Raw genomic sequence first — 15,560 nt, forward strand, 5'->3', positions numbered from 1 at the left:
CCATTTTAATCCGCTATACAATACGGGATTTTCGGTTTCAGGTAGCCTTATCTATGAACACAGATTTCTCCGCCCGGCTGGTGCACTGGCAAAAGCAACACGGGCGGCACGGCCTGCCTTGGCAGGTGTGCGAGCCTTATGCGGTGTGGCTTTCGGAGATTATGCTGCAGCAAACGCAGGTGGCCACCGTGTTGGAATACTACCCGCGTTTTCTGGCGGCATTTCCAAACGTAGCCGCGCTGGCCGCGGCGGATGAAGACGAAGTGCTCGCGCTGTGGGCTGGGCTGGGCTACTACAGCCGCGCCCGCAATCTGCATGCGGCGGCCAAACAAGTGATGCACGATTTCGGCGGCCGCTTTCCCGATACGCGCCAAGACCTTGAAACGCTCAAGGGCGTGGGGCGCAGCACGGCAGCAGCCATTGCCGCCTTTGCCTTCGGCAGGCGCGAGGCGATTTTAGACGGCAACGTGAAGCGCGTTTTGTGCCGCGTGTTTGCGCAAGACGGGGCAATCGGCGACAAAAAATTCGAAACCGCTTTGTGGAATTTGGCCGAAAGCCTGCTGCCCGCAGCCGAGGAAATGCCCCCCTACACGCAGGGGCTGATGGACTTGGGCGCGCTGGTGTGCAAACGCAGCAAACCGCGCTGCGATGTCTGCCCGATGGCGGAAATCTGCCTGGCCAAACAGCAAGGGCGGATTGCCGAGCTGCCGCGCAAGAAAACCGCGGTGGCGGTGAAGGAAGTGGCGCTGTATTGGCTGGTGTTGCGCGACAAGCAGGGTCGGGTACTGCTGGAAAAACGCCCAGCCGGCGGCATTTGGGGCGGGCTCTACTGCGTGCCCTGCTTTGAGCGGCTGGATGATTTGTATGAACGCGCAGCTGCTTTCGGCGTGGCCGCGGAAGATTTAGCCGAAGGAGATTTGGTGAGCCACCGCCTCACGCACCGCCTGTTGCAAATTACGCCTTTGCAGGCAAACGGAGTGGCGGCAGCTGCAGCACACGGTAGCCTGTGGGCCAATACGGCGGAATATGGTTTGCCCAAGCCGTTGGCAGAATATTTGTGGCGCGGGTAAAGTAAAAGGCTACCTGAAAACAGCACACTAATCCGCCAAAATTTTCAACACTGCAACAACTCACGTCCTGATACTTAATTTTCTTTACTTCTTTTTAAATAAAATATAGAATTATTATCAATTCTACTAAGGTAACAGCCTGATGAACAGGCTGTTTTTCATGCAGTCATCCCCATTCCGAGAACCAAACATGCATACTCCGCCCCATCCGCTTTCATGCCTACAGAGCCGCCTATTATCCGCCCTGTGCCTGCCAGCTATATTCGGTTTCATTGCTGTGCCTACTCAGGCGGCCGGTAAAAACAGCGATAGTGCCGTATTGCCCGTGATCGAAATCCGGGGGCAGCGTGCACTTTCTACCCTTGCCGGTCAATCCCGCCTTACCCGCGAAAATATCGACCAACAACAAGCAGACAATGTTGCCTCCCTTCTTGACCTGCTGCCTGGCACCAGCAGCTCCGGTTCGCCGCGCCCCGGCGGGCAAACCCTAAATATCTGGGGCTTCGGCGACAACGAAGACATCAAAATCTCCATCGACGGCGCTGCCAAAAACTTCGAACGCTACCGCCAAGGTTCGGTGTTTATCGAGCCGGAACTGCTACGCCAAGTAACGGTAGACAAGGGCTCATTTGACGTGTCGCGTGGCAACGGTGGCTTCGGCGGCGCAGTGAAGCTGGAAAGCCGAGATGCACGGGAGTTTTTGCGCGAAGGGCAAAATGTGGGCGGCCTTGTCAAAATCAGCTATCACACCAACGATGAACAATGGCAAACCAGCGCCGCCGTCTTCCTACAAAACAACAACCAAAGCTGGGACGGTTTGCTCTACACCTCCGTACGCCGTGGCCATGACATCCAACAACCCGACGGCGAACGTCTGGCCTATTCTGCCAACAACCAACAAAGCTTCCTCATCAAAAGTAACTACAGCCCCGCCCCCGAGCACCATTTTACCCTTTCTGCCATGTATGGCCGCCATCACGCTTGGGAGCCCTTTGCCGCCAAACGTGGTGAGCTCGCCCGCCCATCCGAACGCGACATCCGTCTCTATGGCTTAGACGGTGCTTGGAAACGCAAACTGGTGTATCGACGCCAAGACGACCAAAGCTATTCCCTCAAATACCACTACATGCCCGAAAATTCGTTATTCGATCTCACCATGCAACTCAACCATACAAAAACCGTGCAAGACGACACTCGCCCGGAAAACGCTGGTTCCGGCTTCCTCGGCAGCATGGGCAATGAAAGCCACACTGCCTACCAAGATACCGGGCTCGATATCAGCAATATTAGCCACTTCAGTACTGGCCCGATGCAACACCGCCTCACTCTCGGCCTACAAACAAACCACCATGTGCGCGAAGTGATGATGTACGACAAGAGCCGGCGGAATAATGCCAATTTTAACTACGGCCGTTTCCAGCCTTATTACATGCCCGCCGGCACGCAACAGCAAAACAGCTTTTACGTGCAAGACGAAATCCGCCTTGGCAACTGGACGTTCACCCCCGCCCTGCGCTACGACCACATCCATAACCAAGGCGAGCCCAATGTGGCACGCGGCTACAACACCCCTTCTGCCGGCCATGACTACCGCAGCAAAACCTACAGCAGCTGGTCGCCGTTTTTGGGCATCGCTTGGCAGCCCAACGACAACGCCCTACTATTTGCCAACGCCAGCCGCACTTGGCGCGCTCCTGTAATTGACGAACAATACGAAGTGCAATCCGCCACCAGCAGTGCCTCTGCCACCAGCCGCTATCTCGAGCCCGAACGACTCACCTCCTTCCGCCTTGGCGGCGTCCTGCGTTGGCAAAATCTGCTGCGCGAACAAGACAGCCTGCAACTGCGTACCACTTTGTTCCACAGCAGGGGGAAAGACGAAATCTTCAAAAACCGGGGTATCTTCTGCCGAGAGCAGCTGCCTAACCGTCCCAGCAGCGTTTGTGCCAAACCTATTGCCAACTACCGTAACCTCCCGGGCTACACCATACGCGGTGGCGAAATTGAAGCCTACTACGAATCCGACCACTGGTTTGCCGGCCTCACTTATTCCTTCATGCGCGGTAAACGCCAAGGCTCACCACGCAACCCTTGGCATGACCAAGATACCTGGCTCGCTGATATCCCTCCGCGCAAAGCTACTGCCACCCTTGGCGTACGCTTCCCTGCACAGGGTTTAACCTTCGGCTGGAAAAGCGAATTTATCCGCCGCCAAGACCGTTCACCCACCGATGGCGACCCAATGGCCGCCTACTGGGCGCTACCCAAATCCAAAGGCTACGCCCTGCACGGCCTATTTGCCGCTTGGCAGCCGCCGCACCACGAACAGTTCACTCTGCGTATCACCGTGGACAACCTGTCTAACCGCCGCTATGCCCCCTATCTTGGCGAAGCTGTGAGCGGCGTGGGGCGCAATATCAAAGGTAGCATGTCATGGCAGTTCTAACGGCAATCTTGTAATAAACAAACAAGAAATAGGCTACCTGAAAAATTGTTTTCTAGGTAGCCTTTGTATTGGCGTGGCAAAACAGCCGAATCGTTTTTCAGGTAGCCTTTCGGCTTCGATCAAGGCTACCTGAAACTTACATCGCAATGCCCATCTTCGCCAGCAGCCAATCCAAATAAAACAGGCTGTAAATCGCCGCGAGTGCCAACACAATGCCGGCTTGGTTCACCGCCGAAGTCTTCTCCTTAAACGCCAGCGCACCAGTGAGTGTGCCCAACACAATCACGCCCAAGTTCATACCGGCAAATACCAAGGTCGGGTCGCCGGCAAAAGCATGGTGTGCCTTGATATAAAAAAGAATATTGCCGAAATTCAGCAATCCCAGCAGCAGCCCGCCGGCAAAATTCGCCGCCTTGAGCGGTTTGCCCTGCCACCACACATAACCCCACATCAGCACGCAAGCCAGCGCGAAGGCCACAAACAGATTCAGCGACAGCGCCTGCCCGGTTTTGGATAACTGCTTAAACAGAATATCAATCACCCCAAAGCCCAGCCATACTCCCGCCAGCCAAAACATCCCGCCATCCTGCTTACCCTTGCCCGGCTTATAGAGCAAAGCTGCCAGCGCACTGAAGGCCAGCACGATGCTCACGATTTTATTGCTGTTCAGCCGTTCGCCAAACAGCAGGAAAGCCGCCAACACCGGCAACACCAGCGACAGCCGCTGCGCCGCATCCGAGCGCACAATCCCCGCCTGCTCCACCGCCCGCGCCATCACCACAAAAATGCTCGGCAACAACACGCCCAAGGCCAAAAACGGCCACAAGCCGCCAATATCCGCCCCGCGCAAGCTATCCAACGGCGGAGCAAGCAAAAACCAGCAGCAGGTCGTGGCCACAATATAATTCACCGCAATCGCATGCTCAATGTGAACCCCTTTTTTGCGTGCTATTTTCAGCAGAACAGAAACCGCCACGCTGCACAACACCGCCAAGGCGAGAAACTGCCATGTCCAAGAGGCAGGGGAAAAAGATAAAGCAGATAAAACCAGCATGATTGATGTTTAACAATAAATAGAGAAAGAAGAATGGGGAAAATGGCGGCCTAGAAAAAATCGAAATCCATCTGTTCCGGCAGCTCGATAGAAACGGCCTGCTGTTTAACGGCCAACTGCAACAGCTTGTGCTTACGCAAACGGCACAGACGCAACACGTTCTGTTTTTGCGTACCCGTAAGCTTCAGCCAATACAGCCGCTCCTTACGGCTGCGCAAACAGCCTTTGCAATACCCCTTGCTATTGGCCTGACAAACGCCGATGCAGGGGCTGGGAATGCTGAAAAATTCGAGTTGTTCCATGGTGTGTGCGAAACACTGCGCGAAGTCGGCATTGTATAGCAAGCGTTTGGGTGGAAGCCAGCGGCAGAAGGGGGGTTGGCTGAATTTCAGGTAGCCTTTTCAAATGCCGTGCGGTAAGCTAAAAACGCGTAAGCACGCTCCACATCCCGTAAGGGGAAAGGCTACCTGAAAATAAACGTACGCAAAGCAATAGGCTACCTGAAAAACAAAACTTTCAGATAGCCTGTTTGTCATGCGGCAATAAAGGCTTACATCACTTCCAGCGTGTCGATGCCCAAGAGGCTGAGGCCGGTTTGTAGGGTTTGGCCGGTGAGGGCGGCCAGCTGCAGGCGGGTGTTGCGGACGCTGCCTTCGGCTTTGAGGATGGGGCAGGCTTCGTAGAAGCGGGAGAACAGGGTGGCCACTTGGTAGAGGTAGGCGGCGAGATAGTGCGGGTAGGAACTGTCGGCCACGGTTTGCAGCACGTCTTCAAACTTCAAAAGTTCGGCGGCAAGCTGGCATTCCAGGGGCTCGGTGAATACGGGCTGTTCGGTTCGGCTCCATTCGCCGGCTTTTTTCAACACGCTCTGCACGCGGGTGTAGGCATATTGCAAATAGGGGGCGGTGTTGCCTTCGAAGGAGAGCATGTTGTCCCAATCGAAGATGTAGTCGCTGGTGCGGTTTTTGCTCAAATCGGCATATTTGACGGCGCCGATGCCGACGCTGCGGGCGATTTGGGCGGCGGTGGCGTCGTCCAATTCGGGGTTTTTCTCTTTCACCAGGGCGGTGGCGCGTTCTACGGCTTCATCGAGCAGTTCAACCAGCTTCACGGTGTCGCCGCTGCGGGTTTTGAATGGCTTGCCGTCTTTGCCCATCATGGTGCCGAAGCCGATGAATTCGGCTTTCACGTTTTCGGGCAGGTAGCCTGCCAGGCGGGAAGTGGCAAAGAGTTGGCCGAAATGCAGGCCTTGGCGGTGGTCGACCACATAAAGCAGGCGGTCGCCTTTGAGCCGGCCCACGTAATCGCGGATACAAGCCAAATCGGTGGTGGAATACAGGAAGCCGCCGCCTTTTTTCTGCACGATGTAGGCAGCAGGTTCACCTTCTTTGTTTTTGAACTCGTCGAGGAAAACCACTTTCGCGCCGTCGTCTTCCACGGCCAGGCCTTTGGCGATTAAGTCGTTCACCACGGGTTGCAGGTCGTCGTTGTATTTGGATTCGCCGGCCACGTCTTCACGGGTGAGCAGCAAGCCGAGTTTGGCATATACTTTTTCGGCATGTTGCAGCGATATTTCCACAAACTGCCGCCACAGTGCGAGCACGGCTTCGTCGCCGCCTTGCAGTTTCACCACGTATTCGCGCGCGGTGTCGGCAAAGGCCGGGTCTTCATCGAAACGCACTTTGGCGTTGCGGTAGAACTGTTCCAAGTCGGCCAGTTCGAAATGTTCGTTTTGCGCCTGCTGTTCCACCAAATAGGCCACCAACATGCCGAATTGGGTGCCCCAGTCGCCCACGTGGTTTTGCGCAATCACATGGTGGCCGAGGAAGGAGTGGACGCGGTTAAGGCTGTCGCCGATGATGCTGGAGCGCAGGTGGCCGACGTGCATTTCTTTGGCCAGGTTAGGCGAGGAGTAGTCAATGATGATGGTTTGCGGTGCAGCGGCCTGCGCCACGCCGAGGCGGCCGCTTTGTAGGGCGGCGTGCACTTGCTTGGCCAAAAACTTCGGGTTCAGTCGCAGGTTGATGAAACCGGGGCCGGCCACTTCGGCGGAGGCAATCAGCTCGCTGTTGGCCAGCGCTTCGGCTACTTTCTGCGCCAGCTCGCGCGGGTTTTGTTTGCGCTGTTTGGCAGCACCCATCACGCCGTTAATTTGGAAATCGCCGAATTCGGGGTTTTTAGCCGGCTGCAACACTACCAGCGCGCCTTCGATACCGGCAGCGGCAAAGGCTTGTTCGGCTTCGCAGTTGAGGAGATGAGATAAGTTCATGATGTTTTCAGCTTTTGTAGATATAACGATAAAAAATCTGTGATTTAGGTTCGGAGCACGGCAACGGCGGCCAGCAAAGTGGCGGCAATGCCGCACACGGTGTGCAATGCAAGAATCAAGCCGGCGTGCAGCCAGTCTTTATTCAAAAGGCGTTCAGATACTTTACTTCGCCGGAAAGTACGGGAAAGGTGGTGAGGTTGCCGAGAAAGCCGACTGCCAGTGCGTTTTGCAGAGGTGGAGCAAGCAGCTTGCTGGTCAACAGTAATCTCAAAACCGCACCAGCCAGCAGGCAGCCGAGCATATTGGCCAGCCAGGTACCGAAAGCGAATTGGGCAAACAGCGGATTGAAATGCAAACCCAGCTGCCAGCACAATAAGGCGCCGAGAGCGGCACCGACAGCAATCAGGGCTGGCTGGCTGTAGAGCGGCAGGTTCATTTTTCAGGTAGCCTCAAAGTGCAGCAATCAGCTGCAACACCATTTTGGCTGAATGCACGGAAGCGGTTTTCAAAAAAGTTTCGAAGTTGGTGTCGGCTTTTTCGTCGGCGAGGTCGGAAATGGCACGGATAACCACAAACGGTACGCCGAAGCGGTGGCAGCTTTGGGCGATGGCGGCAGCTTCCATTTCCACTGCCTGCACGTCTGCAAAATGGCGGCGTACTTCAGCCACGGATTCGCTGCTGTGTACGAATTGGTCGCCACTTACGATTAAACCGCGGTGTACGGCTGCGTGTCCGAATGCGGCGGCAGCTTTTTCGGCGGCGGCACACAGGGCTGAGTTGGATTCGAAGCGCGCAGGCATACGCGGTACATGACCGATAGCGTAGCCGAAGGCGGTAACGTCCACGTCATGATGCGCAGTTTGCGTGCCGATGACTACATCACCCACTTTCAGTTCGCCGCCCAGGCCGCCGGCACTGCCGGTGTTGATGACGAAATCGGGCTGATGCCGTTGCAGCACTAGGGCGGTGCTGAGCGCGGCATTTACTTTGCCGATACCGCTTAAGGCCAACACGACGTTTTTACCGGCGTATTCGCCGCAGTAGATATCGAAATCGGCCACGTGATCGTTGCACAGGTTTTGCAGGCTCTCTTTGAGCAGGGCAATTTCCGGCGGCATGGCGCCGATGAGGGCGATGGTTTGGGACATAATAGAGTTCTTTCAAGCCGCCTGCGTGGGCAATAGATGCGGGCGGTGTATGGATAAGCAAAAACGCACTGCCTGTGAGCAACAGCCAGTGCGCTGGGGATGCCTACTTATTGCTCGGCTTCGGCTGCAGGTTTCTGATCTGTGGGTGGCTGCAGGCTCACGGCGCGTGCCGGAACAATGGTGGAAATCGCGTGTTTGTACACCATTTGCGTTACCGAGGTGTTGCGCAGCAGTACCACATATTGGTCAAACGACTCTACCTGGCCTTGCAGTTTGATGCCGTTCACCAAATAAATGGATACCGGTACATGTTCTTTACGCAGTGCGTTTAAAAAAGGATCTTGTAACATTTGTCCTTTGGTTGCCATAGTTTTTTACTCCGATTATTTTTGTTCAAACTTTTTCAGGTAGCCTTGCTTAGCGGGATGCTTTCCGCACGGGCGGCCGAAAACTGAGAAAGGTGGCGAATTGTAGCTGTTTGGCACGGCTTTTTCCAACCTTTTTACGCAAGCGGTGGATGAGTAAAGTTCTTTTTATGAGGCAGGTCAAATTATATGCGCTGCCGGCTTGCTTCGGCGGAATTGTTTATAAGCGTTGGCACCTCGCTGCTCCTGTATAATTCTGCATTTAACGAAACACATGAAAAGGGAAGTTAAGATGGGGATCAAGCATTGGCCGGAAAACGAGCGGCCGCGTGAGAAGCTGCTGCATCGCGGTGCGGGAGCATTAAGCGATGCGGAACTGTTGGCCATCCTGTTGCGGGTAGGCACGCAGGGGATGAGCGCAGTGGATTTGGCTCGTTATCTGCTGCAGGAGTTCGGTTCGCTCAACCGCCTGTTTTCCGCACCTGTCGCCGAGCTGACGATGCACAAGGGTATGGGTGAGGCGGCGTATTGCCAGTTTGCTGTAGTGCGAGAAATCGGGCGAAGGCTGTTGGCGGAAGAAATGCACGCCACGCCAGCCTTCACTTCTCCGGAGGCGGTAGCGGATTATCTGGTGTTGCAACTGGCGCATGAGCCGGTGGAAGTGAGTGTGGCGTTATTGTTGAGCAGCAGCAACCGGCTGATTGCATTTAAAGAATTGTCGCGTGGCACAGTAGCGGAAAACACAGTGTATATTCGAGAAGTGGCTCAGCTGGCCTTGCAACACCATGCTGCTTCGCTGATTATCGCACACAATCACCCTGGTGGTTCGGCCGAGCCTTCGGCGGCAGATTTGGCCTTCACCAGCCAACTGCAACAGGCGTTAGCGCTGCTGGAGGTACGATTGCTGGATCACTTTATTGTGGCGGGCAATCGGGCAGTGTCTTTTGCCGCAAACGGATGGTTGCTGGAATTGGCAGGGGGTGGGGTTGCCTGAACTAGGTATTTTGTTTTGAATCGATGTATAGCGATGAAGCAGTATTGGAAAGGGCTACCTGATTATTCAGATAGCCTTTTGCTTTTCAGGTAGCCTTCAGCTTTGAAGAGGCTAGCTGAAAATAGTTTACTGTATTTTAAGAGGATAATCATTATATCTTAGCATATTATACCTTGGCGGCGGCTGTTGGGTTCGTATTCTTCCGGCAGGGTGTCGAGAAAGCCCCGGCCGAAGCCTTTGAGGATGCTGAATTCTTCGGTAATTTTTACCAGGCGAGGCCGCAGGGGAGAAGTGGCGATGGCAAAGATAAGGCAGAAGGCGATGATGCCGAAATACCACATGGCTATGAAAGTTGAGGAAAAATAGTTGCTTAAGGATGGAATGAATAGCGCAGTGAGTGGCAGCAACATCAATACCAGCACGATGGCGGGCACGCCCCAAAACAGCCAGCGCATCTGTTTTTGGTGCTGCGGGCAGAAGGTGGGATGGATGGGGAGGCTTTTCCGGACGGCAAGGGCAATAATCAGTGCAATTGGCCAAGAAACGAACAAAAGTGGGATAAGCAACAGATTCCAAGCGGGATGATACCAATACAATTTGCGCGGCCGCCGCTGCGGTTCAGCTGCTTCGCCACAACGGGTGCAGCGGTGGGGCAGATCAGCGCCTTCGGGTAGGAAGACGCGTTTGCCCTCCCGCCAACATTCAGTAGTGCTTTGCGGCAGGTATTCTTGGCTTTGCGGAGCCTGGTAGGGATTGAAATTCTGGTCCATTTCGCCGCTGACTACTAGATATACAGCACTTCGATAACTTCGTACTCTCTGATGCCGCCAGGTGCCTGCACTTCGGCCACGTCACCTTCTTCTTTGCCGATAAGGGCGCGTGAAATGGGCGAGCTGATGGAGATTTTGTTGTCTTTAATATCAGCCTCGTCATCGCCGACGATTTGGTAGCGCACTTGGGTTTCGTTTTCTAAGTCTTCCAGCACTACGGTGCAGCCGAATACGATTTTGCCTTCGGCGTGGATTTCGGTGGGGTCGATGATATGGGCCGCGGAGAATTTGTTTTCCAGTTCGGAAATACGGCCTTCGATGAAGCCTTGTTTTTCTTTGGCTGCTTCGTATTCGGCATTTTCAGACAAATCGCCGTGGGTGCGGGCTTCGGCAATGGCTTCGATAATGGCGGGGCGTTCAACGCTTTTAAGATGCTGCAATTCTTGCTTGAGCAGTTCGGCGCCGCGTACGGTTAATGGAATCTTTTGCATGATTTTCTCCACAAGGGCTGCGGGGCAGCCGTTTTTACATAAAAATGCAAGCCGCCTGGTGCCGGCGGCTTGTGAACTCAAATTTTTAGCCAATCAAACGCAGAATTGGAAGCTGCGTTTTGATTGACTGTATGGGTCGCCATTCTATCAGATGGCGGGCGGAACGCCAACTGCTGGAAGGGACGGCTGGCGGTGGGGGATTTTGTGCCAATAATTTGATTATTGGCATTTATTGTTGTTCATTGGATATATTGGCAGCACCTTGGTTGGCCAGTTGGTCGGCACGTTCGTTTTCGGGGTGGCCGGCATGGCCTTTCACCCATTGCCAGGATACTTGGTGGCGGGCGACTTGTTGGTCGAGCTGCTGCCACAGTTCGGCGTTTTTCACCGGTTGTTTGGCGGAAGTTTTCCAGCCGTTTTTCTTCCAGCCGTGTATCCAGCTTTCCATGCCGTTTTTCACGTATTGGGAGTCGGTGTGGATGGTTACTTGGCAGGGGCGGTTAAGGGCTTCGAGGCCGCGGATAACGGCGGTGAGCTCCATGCGGTTGTTGGTGGTGTCGGCTTCGCCGCCGCAGAGTTCTTTTTCATGACGGCCGTAGCGCAGCAGTACGCCCCAGCCGCCTGGGCCGGGATTGCCTTTGCAGGCGCCGTCGGTGTAGAGGTGGACGGTGGTGGTGTTGGTCATGGTGTTTGGTTGGGGCTACCTGAAAATTTCAGGTAGCCTTTGCTGTGGTTGATGTGGCAAAAGAGTAAGGCTACCTGAAAAAAGGGTTTTCAGGTAGCCTGATGTTGCTAAGCGTTTGGATTTTAGATTTTAGAAAGCGATTAGATTTCCAAAATCAGGCGGGCCGGGTCTTCGAGGGCTTCTTTGATGGTAACCAAAGTGAGCACGGCTTCGCGGCCGTCGATGATGCGGTGGTCGTAGGAGAGAGCCAGATACATCATCGGGAGCACCACGACTTGGCCATTTTCCACTACAGCGCGTTCTTTGGTGGCGTGCATACCTAAGATGGCAGATTGCGGCGGGTTGATGATGGGGGTGGACATCATCGAGCCGAAGGTGCCGCCGTTGGTGATGGAGAAGGTGCCGCCGGTGAGGTCTTCGATGGCGATTTTGCCGCTCTTGGCTTTGTTGGCGTAGTCCACGATGGCCAGTTCGATTTCGGCAATGCTCATCTGATCCACGTTGCGCAGAATCGGTACCACCAGGCCGCGCGGGCTGCCCACGGCGATGCCGATGTCGAAGTAGCCGTGGTAAACGATGTTGTTGCCGTCAATCGAAGCGTTTACGGTGGGGAATTTCTTCAGCGCGGCCACGGCGGCTTTCACGAAGAAGGACATGAAGCCCAGTTTCACGCCATATTGTTTTTCGAACTTCTCTTTGTATTTGGCGCGCAAATCCATAATCGGCTTCATGTTCACCTCGTTAAACGTGGTGAGGATGGCGTTTTGCGACTGGGATTGCAGCAGGCGTTCGGCCACGCGCTGGCGCAGGCGGCTCATCGGTACGCGCTGTTCTACGCGGTCGCCCAGCGGCACGGCCACGGCCGGGGCGGCAGCGGCTTTGGGAGCTGCGGCAGGCATGGCGGCTACGTCTTCTTTCAGCACACGGCCGTCGCGGCCGGAACCTTGTACGCCGGATACATCCACGCCTTTTTCGGCAGCCAGTTTGGCGGCAGCGGGCATGGCCACGCCGGCGCGCGCACCAGCGGCAGCCACATGGCCTGCTGGCTCGGCAGCGGGGGCTTGGGCGGCAGCCGGGGCTGCTTCTGCTGCTTTGGCTTCGGTGTCGATTTTAGCCAACAGCTGGCCGGCGGTAACGGTGGCGCCGTCTTGTTCAATGATTTCCACAATCACGCCGGCCTGCTGAGCGGGCAGCTCGAGCACAACCTTGTCGGTTTCGAGGTCGATCAGGTTTTCATCGCGGTTCACATAGTCGCCCACCTTCTTATGCCAGCTCATCAGGGTGGCTTCGGTAACGCTTTCCGGCAGCGGGGGTACGGTGATTTCGATAATCATGGTTTTATCCTTTAATGAATTGAAAAATAGGTAAATCGTGTTCTGGGTAGGCTACCTGAAAACGGTTGGGCATGTTTCAGGTAGCCTGTTGGCGCTTTAGAGCTTCATCGCGTCTTCAAGCAGGCCTTCCAAACCGGCTTTGTGTTTCACGGCATAGCCGACGGCGGGCGAGGCGCTGGCCGGGCGGCTGGCGGTGGTGAGGCGCTGGTTGGCACCGAGCACTTTTTCCAGGCGGTGGCGGATTTGATACCAAGTGCCTTGGTTTTTCGGCTCTTCCTGTGCCCACATGATTTCGGTGGCGTTCGGGAAGCGTTTGAGCTCGGCGGCCACTTCTTCGTAGGGGAAGGGGTAGAGCTGCTCGACGCGGACGATGGCGATGTCTTTTTCCAAGCCTTTGTCGGCGCGGGCTTTGGCCAAATCGTAGTACACCTGGCCGGCACACAGGATCACGCGTTTTACGTCTTGGTCGCGGCCCTGTACGGTGTCGCCGATAACGAGGCGGAACTCGCCGTCGGTGAAGTTGGCCAGCGGGCTGCAGGCGTCTTTGAGGCGCAGCAGGCGTTTGGACATGAAAATCACCAGCGGTTTGCGATAGGGGCGCAGAATCTGGCGGCGTAGGGCGTGGAACATCTGTGATGCTTCAGACATCATCAGCACTTGGATGTTTTCTTCGGCACACAGTTGCAGCCAGCGTTCTACGCGGGCGGAAGAGTGTTCCGGGCCTTGGCCGTCGTAGCCGTGCGGCAGGATGACGGTGAGGCCGCACCAGCGTCCCCATTTGGTTTCGCCGGAGGTGATGAATTGGTCGATGGCGATTTGCGCGCCGTTGGCGAAGTCGCCGAACTGGGCTTCCCAAATCACCAGGTCTTCCGGCGCGGAGGAGGCATAGCCGTATTCGTAGGCCATCACGGCTTCTTCGTTCAGGATGGAATCGATTACGTTGAAGCGGCCTTGTTTTTCGCCGATGTGTTGCAGCGGGATATACACGCCGCCGGTGCGTTCGGCACGGTTTTGGTCGTGCAGCACGGCATGGCGGTGCGAGAAGGTGCCGCGGCCGGAGTCTTCGCCGGAAATGCGGATATCGTGGCCGGCTTCGAGCAGGCTGGCATAGGCGATGGTTTCGGCCATGCCCCAGTCAATAGGCTGCTCGCCCACGACCATGGCTTTGCGGTTCTCGATGATTTTCTTCACAGTATTGTGCAGCTTCACATCGGCGGGGATGTCGGTGAAGCGGTCGGCCAGGCGTTTGATTTCGGCGGCGGGCAGGGCGGTTTTCACCGGAGTGCGCCAGCTGATGGGTTGGTATTTGCTCCAATCCACAGCGTGTTCGCGTTTCTGCTCGGGCAGGATTTCCTGGATGCGGTCGCCTTTGTCCATCGCAGCGCGGTAGTCGCTGATGAGTTTTTCGGCTTCTTCCTTGGTTACCACGCCTTCTTTAATCAGCTGCTCAGCATACACGGCGCGGGAGCCGGGGTGCGCGGCCACTTGTTTGTACATCAAGGGCTGGGTCAGCGTAGGATCGTCGCCTTCGTTGTGGCCGAGTTTGCGGTAGCACACCAAATCGATCACAATGTCTTTTTGGAAGGTGGTGCGGTAGTCCAGCGCGATTTGGGCAGCGTGGCACACGGCTTCCGGGTCGTCGCCGTTCACGTGCAGAATCGGCGCGCTCACCATCTTGGCGATGTCGGTGCAATACAGAGTAGAGCGGGTATCGCGCGGGTCGGAAGTGGTAAAGCCCACTTGGTTGTTGATCACGAAGTGGATGGTGCCGCCGGTGCTGTAGCCGCGGGTTTGCGACATATTGAAGGTGGATTGGTTCACGCCCAAGCCGATGAAAGCAGAGTCGCCGTGGGTAAGGATGGGCAGCACTTGTTTGCGGCCTTCGGCACCGCGGTGGTCTTGGCGGGCGCGTACGGAGCCTTCAATCACGGGGTTGGTGATTTCCAAGTGTGAGGGGTTGTAGGCCAAAGAGAGGTGCACCGGGCCGTGCGGGGTGGGCACGTCGGAGCTGAAGCCCATGTGGTATTTCACGTCGCCGCTGGGGAATTTAGCGTCCACTTTGCCTTCGAATTCGTCGAAAATGGCTTGCGGGGCTTTGCCCATGGTGTTTACCAACACGTTCAAGCGGCCGCGGTGTGCCATGCCGATTACGATTTCCTGCACACCTTTTTCGGTGGAGGCGCGGATCAGGTGGTTCAGCGCGGGCACGGTGCTTTCGCCGCCTTCGAGCGAGAAGCGTTTCTGGCCCACATAACGGGTGTGCAGATAGCGCTCCATGGTTTCGGCGGCGGTGATTTCTTTGAGAATGAGGCGTTTGGTGTCGGCGTCAAATTGCGGGCGTGCGCCGTTGGCTTCCAAACGTGCCTGCAGCCATTCGCGCTCGGCGGTGTCGGGAATGTGCATGTATTCCAGCGCCAAGGGGCCGCAGTAGATTTGTTTCAGATGGCGGATGATTTCGGCCAAGGGCAGCTTGGGGCTACCTGAAAGATCGGTGCCGACATGGAAAGGAGTGTTCATGTCGGCATCACTGAGGCCGTAGGTTTTAGGATCGAGCTCGGGCAGTTGTCTGATATGGGTGCGGTCGAGCGGGTTGAGGTCGGCGGCGCGGTTGCCCAAAGAGCGGTAGGCGGAAATCAGGCTCAACACGGCCACTTGCTTCTGCATGGCGGCGAAATCCACACCGCCTGCGGCTGCGCCGCGCTGCTGTGCCAAGTTGGCAAAAGCTTCCTGAATCGGGCGGTGCGCCACATCTTTCGGGGTGTTGCCGGGCAGAGCAGCCACTTGGTCAAAATACTGCCGCCATTGGCTGTCCACGGAGTCAGGGGAGCTCAGATAGGCTTCGTACAAATCTTCAATATACGGGACGTTGGTACCGTATAGGTAGGACAAACTACTTTGTTCTTTCATCATGGCAAGATCCTTATTTAAGGTGAA

The 15,560-nt window shown here is 55.8% G+C and carries 14 protein-coding genes; 3 read left to right on the top strand and 11 right to left on the bottom strand.

Annotation, left to right across the window (positions count from 1 at the left end):
- Nucleotides 1-53: 53 nt before the first annotated feature.
- Both mutY and A7P96_RS08220 read left to right on the top strand, forming a co-directional pair.
- On the top strand, nucleotides 54-1,070 hold the full coding sequence (gene mutY, locus A7P96_RS08215; RefSeq protein ID WP_067526184.1) for an A/G-specific adenine glycosylase: 1,017 nt from the start codon (nucleotides 54-56) through the stop codon (nucleotides 1,068-1,070).
- A gap of 277 nt (nucleotides 1,071-1,347) precedes the next feature.
- On the top strand, nucleotides 1,348-3,516 hold the full coding sequence (locus A7P96_RS08220) for a TonB-dependent hemoglobin/transferrin/lactoferrin family receptor (protein WP_231863660.1): 2,169 nt from the start codon (nucleotides 1,348-1,350) through the stop codon (nucleotides 3,514-3,516).
- 136 nt (nucleotides 3,517-3,652) lie between these two features.
- On the opposite strand, the gene A7P96_RS08225 is transcribed toward A7P96_RS08220, so the two are convergent.
- From A7P96_RS08225 to hfq, 6 genes are all read right to left on the bottom strand, one after another.
- Nucleotides 3,653-4,570, bottom strand: coding sequence for an EamA family transporter (locus A7P96_RS08225; RefSeq protein ID WP_067526188.1), 918 nt, complete (start codon nucleotides 4,568-4,570; stop codon nucleotides 3,653-3,655).
- 50 nt (nucleotides 4,571-4,620) lie between these two features.
- Nucleotides 4,621-4,872, bottom strand: coding sequence for a DUF1289 domain-containing protein (locus tag A7P96_RS08230; RefSeq protein WP_067447382.1), 252 nt, complete (start codon nucleotides 4,870-4,872; stop codon nucleotides 4,621-4,623).
- A gap of 248 nt (nucleotides 4,873-5,120) precedes the next feature.
- Complete coding sequence (gene argS, locus A7P96_RS08235; protein WP_067526190.1) at nucleotides 5,121-6,839, bottom strand: arginine--tRNA ligase; 1,719 nt, start codon at nucleotides 6,837-6,839, stop codon at nucleotides 5,121-5,123.
- Nucleotides 6,840-6,981: 142 nt separating this feature from the next.
- The gene (locus A7P96_RS08240; RefSeq protein ID WP_082887949.1) at nucleotides 6,982-7,275 is read right to left on the bottom strand and encodes a CrcB family protein; all 294 of its coding nucleotides are present in this window, start codon (nucleotides 7,273-7,275) and stop codon (nucleotides 6,982-6,984) included.
- Between the two features lie 13 nt (nucleotides 7,276-7,288).
- Nucleotides 7,289-7,990, bottom strand: a complete 702-nt coding sequence (locus A7P96_RS08245) for a 5'-methylthioadenosine/adenosylhomocysteine nucleosidase (protein ID WP_197476467.1) — start codon at nucleotides 7,988-7,990, stop codon at nucleotides 7,289-7,291.
- Nucleotides 7,991-8,094: 104 nt separating this feature from the next.
- Nucleotides 8,095-8,355, bottom strand: a complete 261-nt coding sequence (gene hfq, locus A7P96_RS08250) for an RNA chaperone Hfq (protein ID WP_067526194.1) — start codon at nucleotides 8,353-8,355, stop codon at nucleotides 8,095-8,097.
- A 289-nt stretch (nucleotides 8,356-8,644) separates the two neighbouring features.
- Between hfq and radC the strand changes: the two genes are divergently transcribed.
- Nucleotides 8,645-9,346, top strand: coding sequence for a DNA repair protein RadC (gene radC / locus A7P96_RS08255; RefSeq protein ID WP_067526196.1), 702 nt, complete (start codon nucleotides 8,645-8,647; stop codon nucleotides 9,344-9,346).
- Between the two features lie 158 nt (nucleotides 9,347-9,504).
- Here the strand turns inward: radC and A7P96_RS08260 are convergent, their stop codons facing one another.
- The 5 genes from A7P96_RS08260 to A7P96_RS08280 form a co-directional block, all read right to left on the bottom strand.
- Complete coding sequence (locus tag A7P96_RS08260; protein WP_067526198.1) at nucleotides 9,505-10,116, bottom strand: hypothetical protein; 612 nt, start codon at nucleotides 10,114-10,116, stop codon at nucleotides 9,505-9,507.
- Between the two features lie 14 nt (nucleotides 10,117-10,130).
- A complete protein-coding gene (gene greA, locus A7P96_RS08265; RefSeq protein WP_067526202.1) occupies nucleotides 10,131-10,607 on the bottom strand; it encodes a transcription elongation factor GreA in 477 nt (158 codons plus the stop codon).
- A gap of 229 nt (nucleotides 10,608-10,836) precedes the next feature.
- On the bottom strand, nucleotides 10,837-11,292 hold the full coding sequence (gene rnhA, locus A7P96_RS08270; protein ID WP_003822787.1) for a ribonuclease HI: 456 nt from the start codon (nucleotides 11,290-11,292) through the stop codon (nucleotides 10,837-10,839).
- 140 nt (nucleotides 11,293-11,432) lie between these two features.
- Nucleotides 11,433-12,626, bottom strand: a complete 1,194-nt coding sequence (gene odhB / locus A7P96_RS08275; RefSeq protein WP_067526203.1) for a 2-oxoglutarate dehydrogenase complex dihydrolipoyllysine-residue succinyltransferase — start codon at nucleotides 12,624-12,626, stop codon at nucleotides 11,433-11,435.
- Between the two features lie 96 nt (nucleotides 12,627-12,722).
- The gene (locus A7P96_RS08280; RefSeq protein WP_067526204.1) at nucleotides 12,723-15,536 is read right to left on the bottom strand and encodes a 2-oxoglutarate dehydrogenase E1 component; all 2,814 of its coding nucleotides are present in this window, start codon (nucleotides 15,534-15,536) and stop codon (nucleotides 12,723-12,725) included.
- Nucleotides 15,537-15,560: the final 24 nt, after the last annotated feature.

It is taken from the genome of Eikenella sp. NML03-A-027, from assembly GCF_001648395.1.
Classification (GTDB): Bacteria; Pseudomonadota; Gammaproteobacteria; order Burkholderiales; family Neisseriaceae; genus Eikenella; species Eikenella exigua.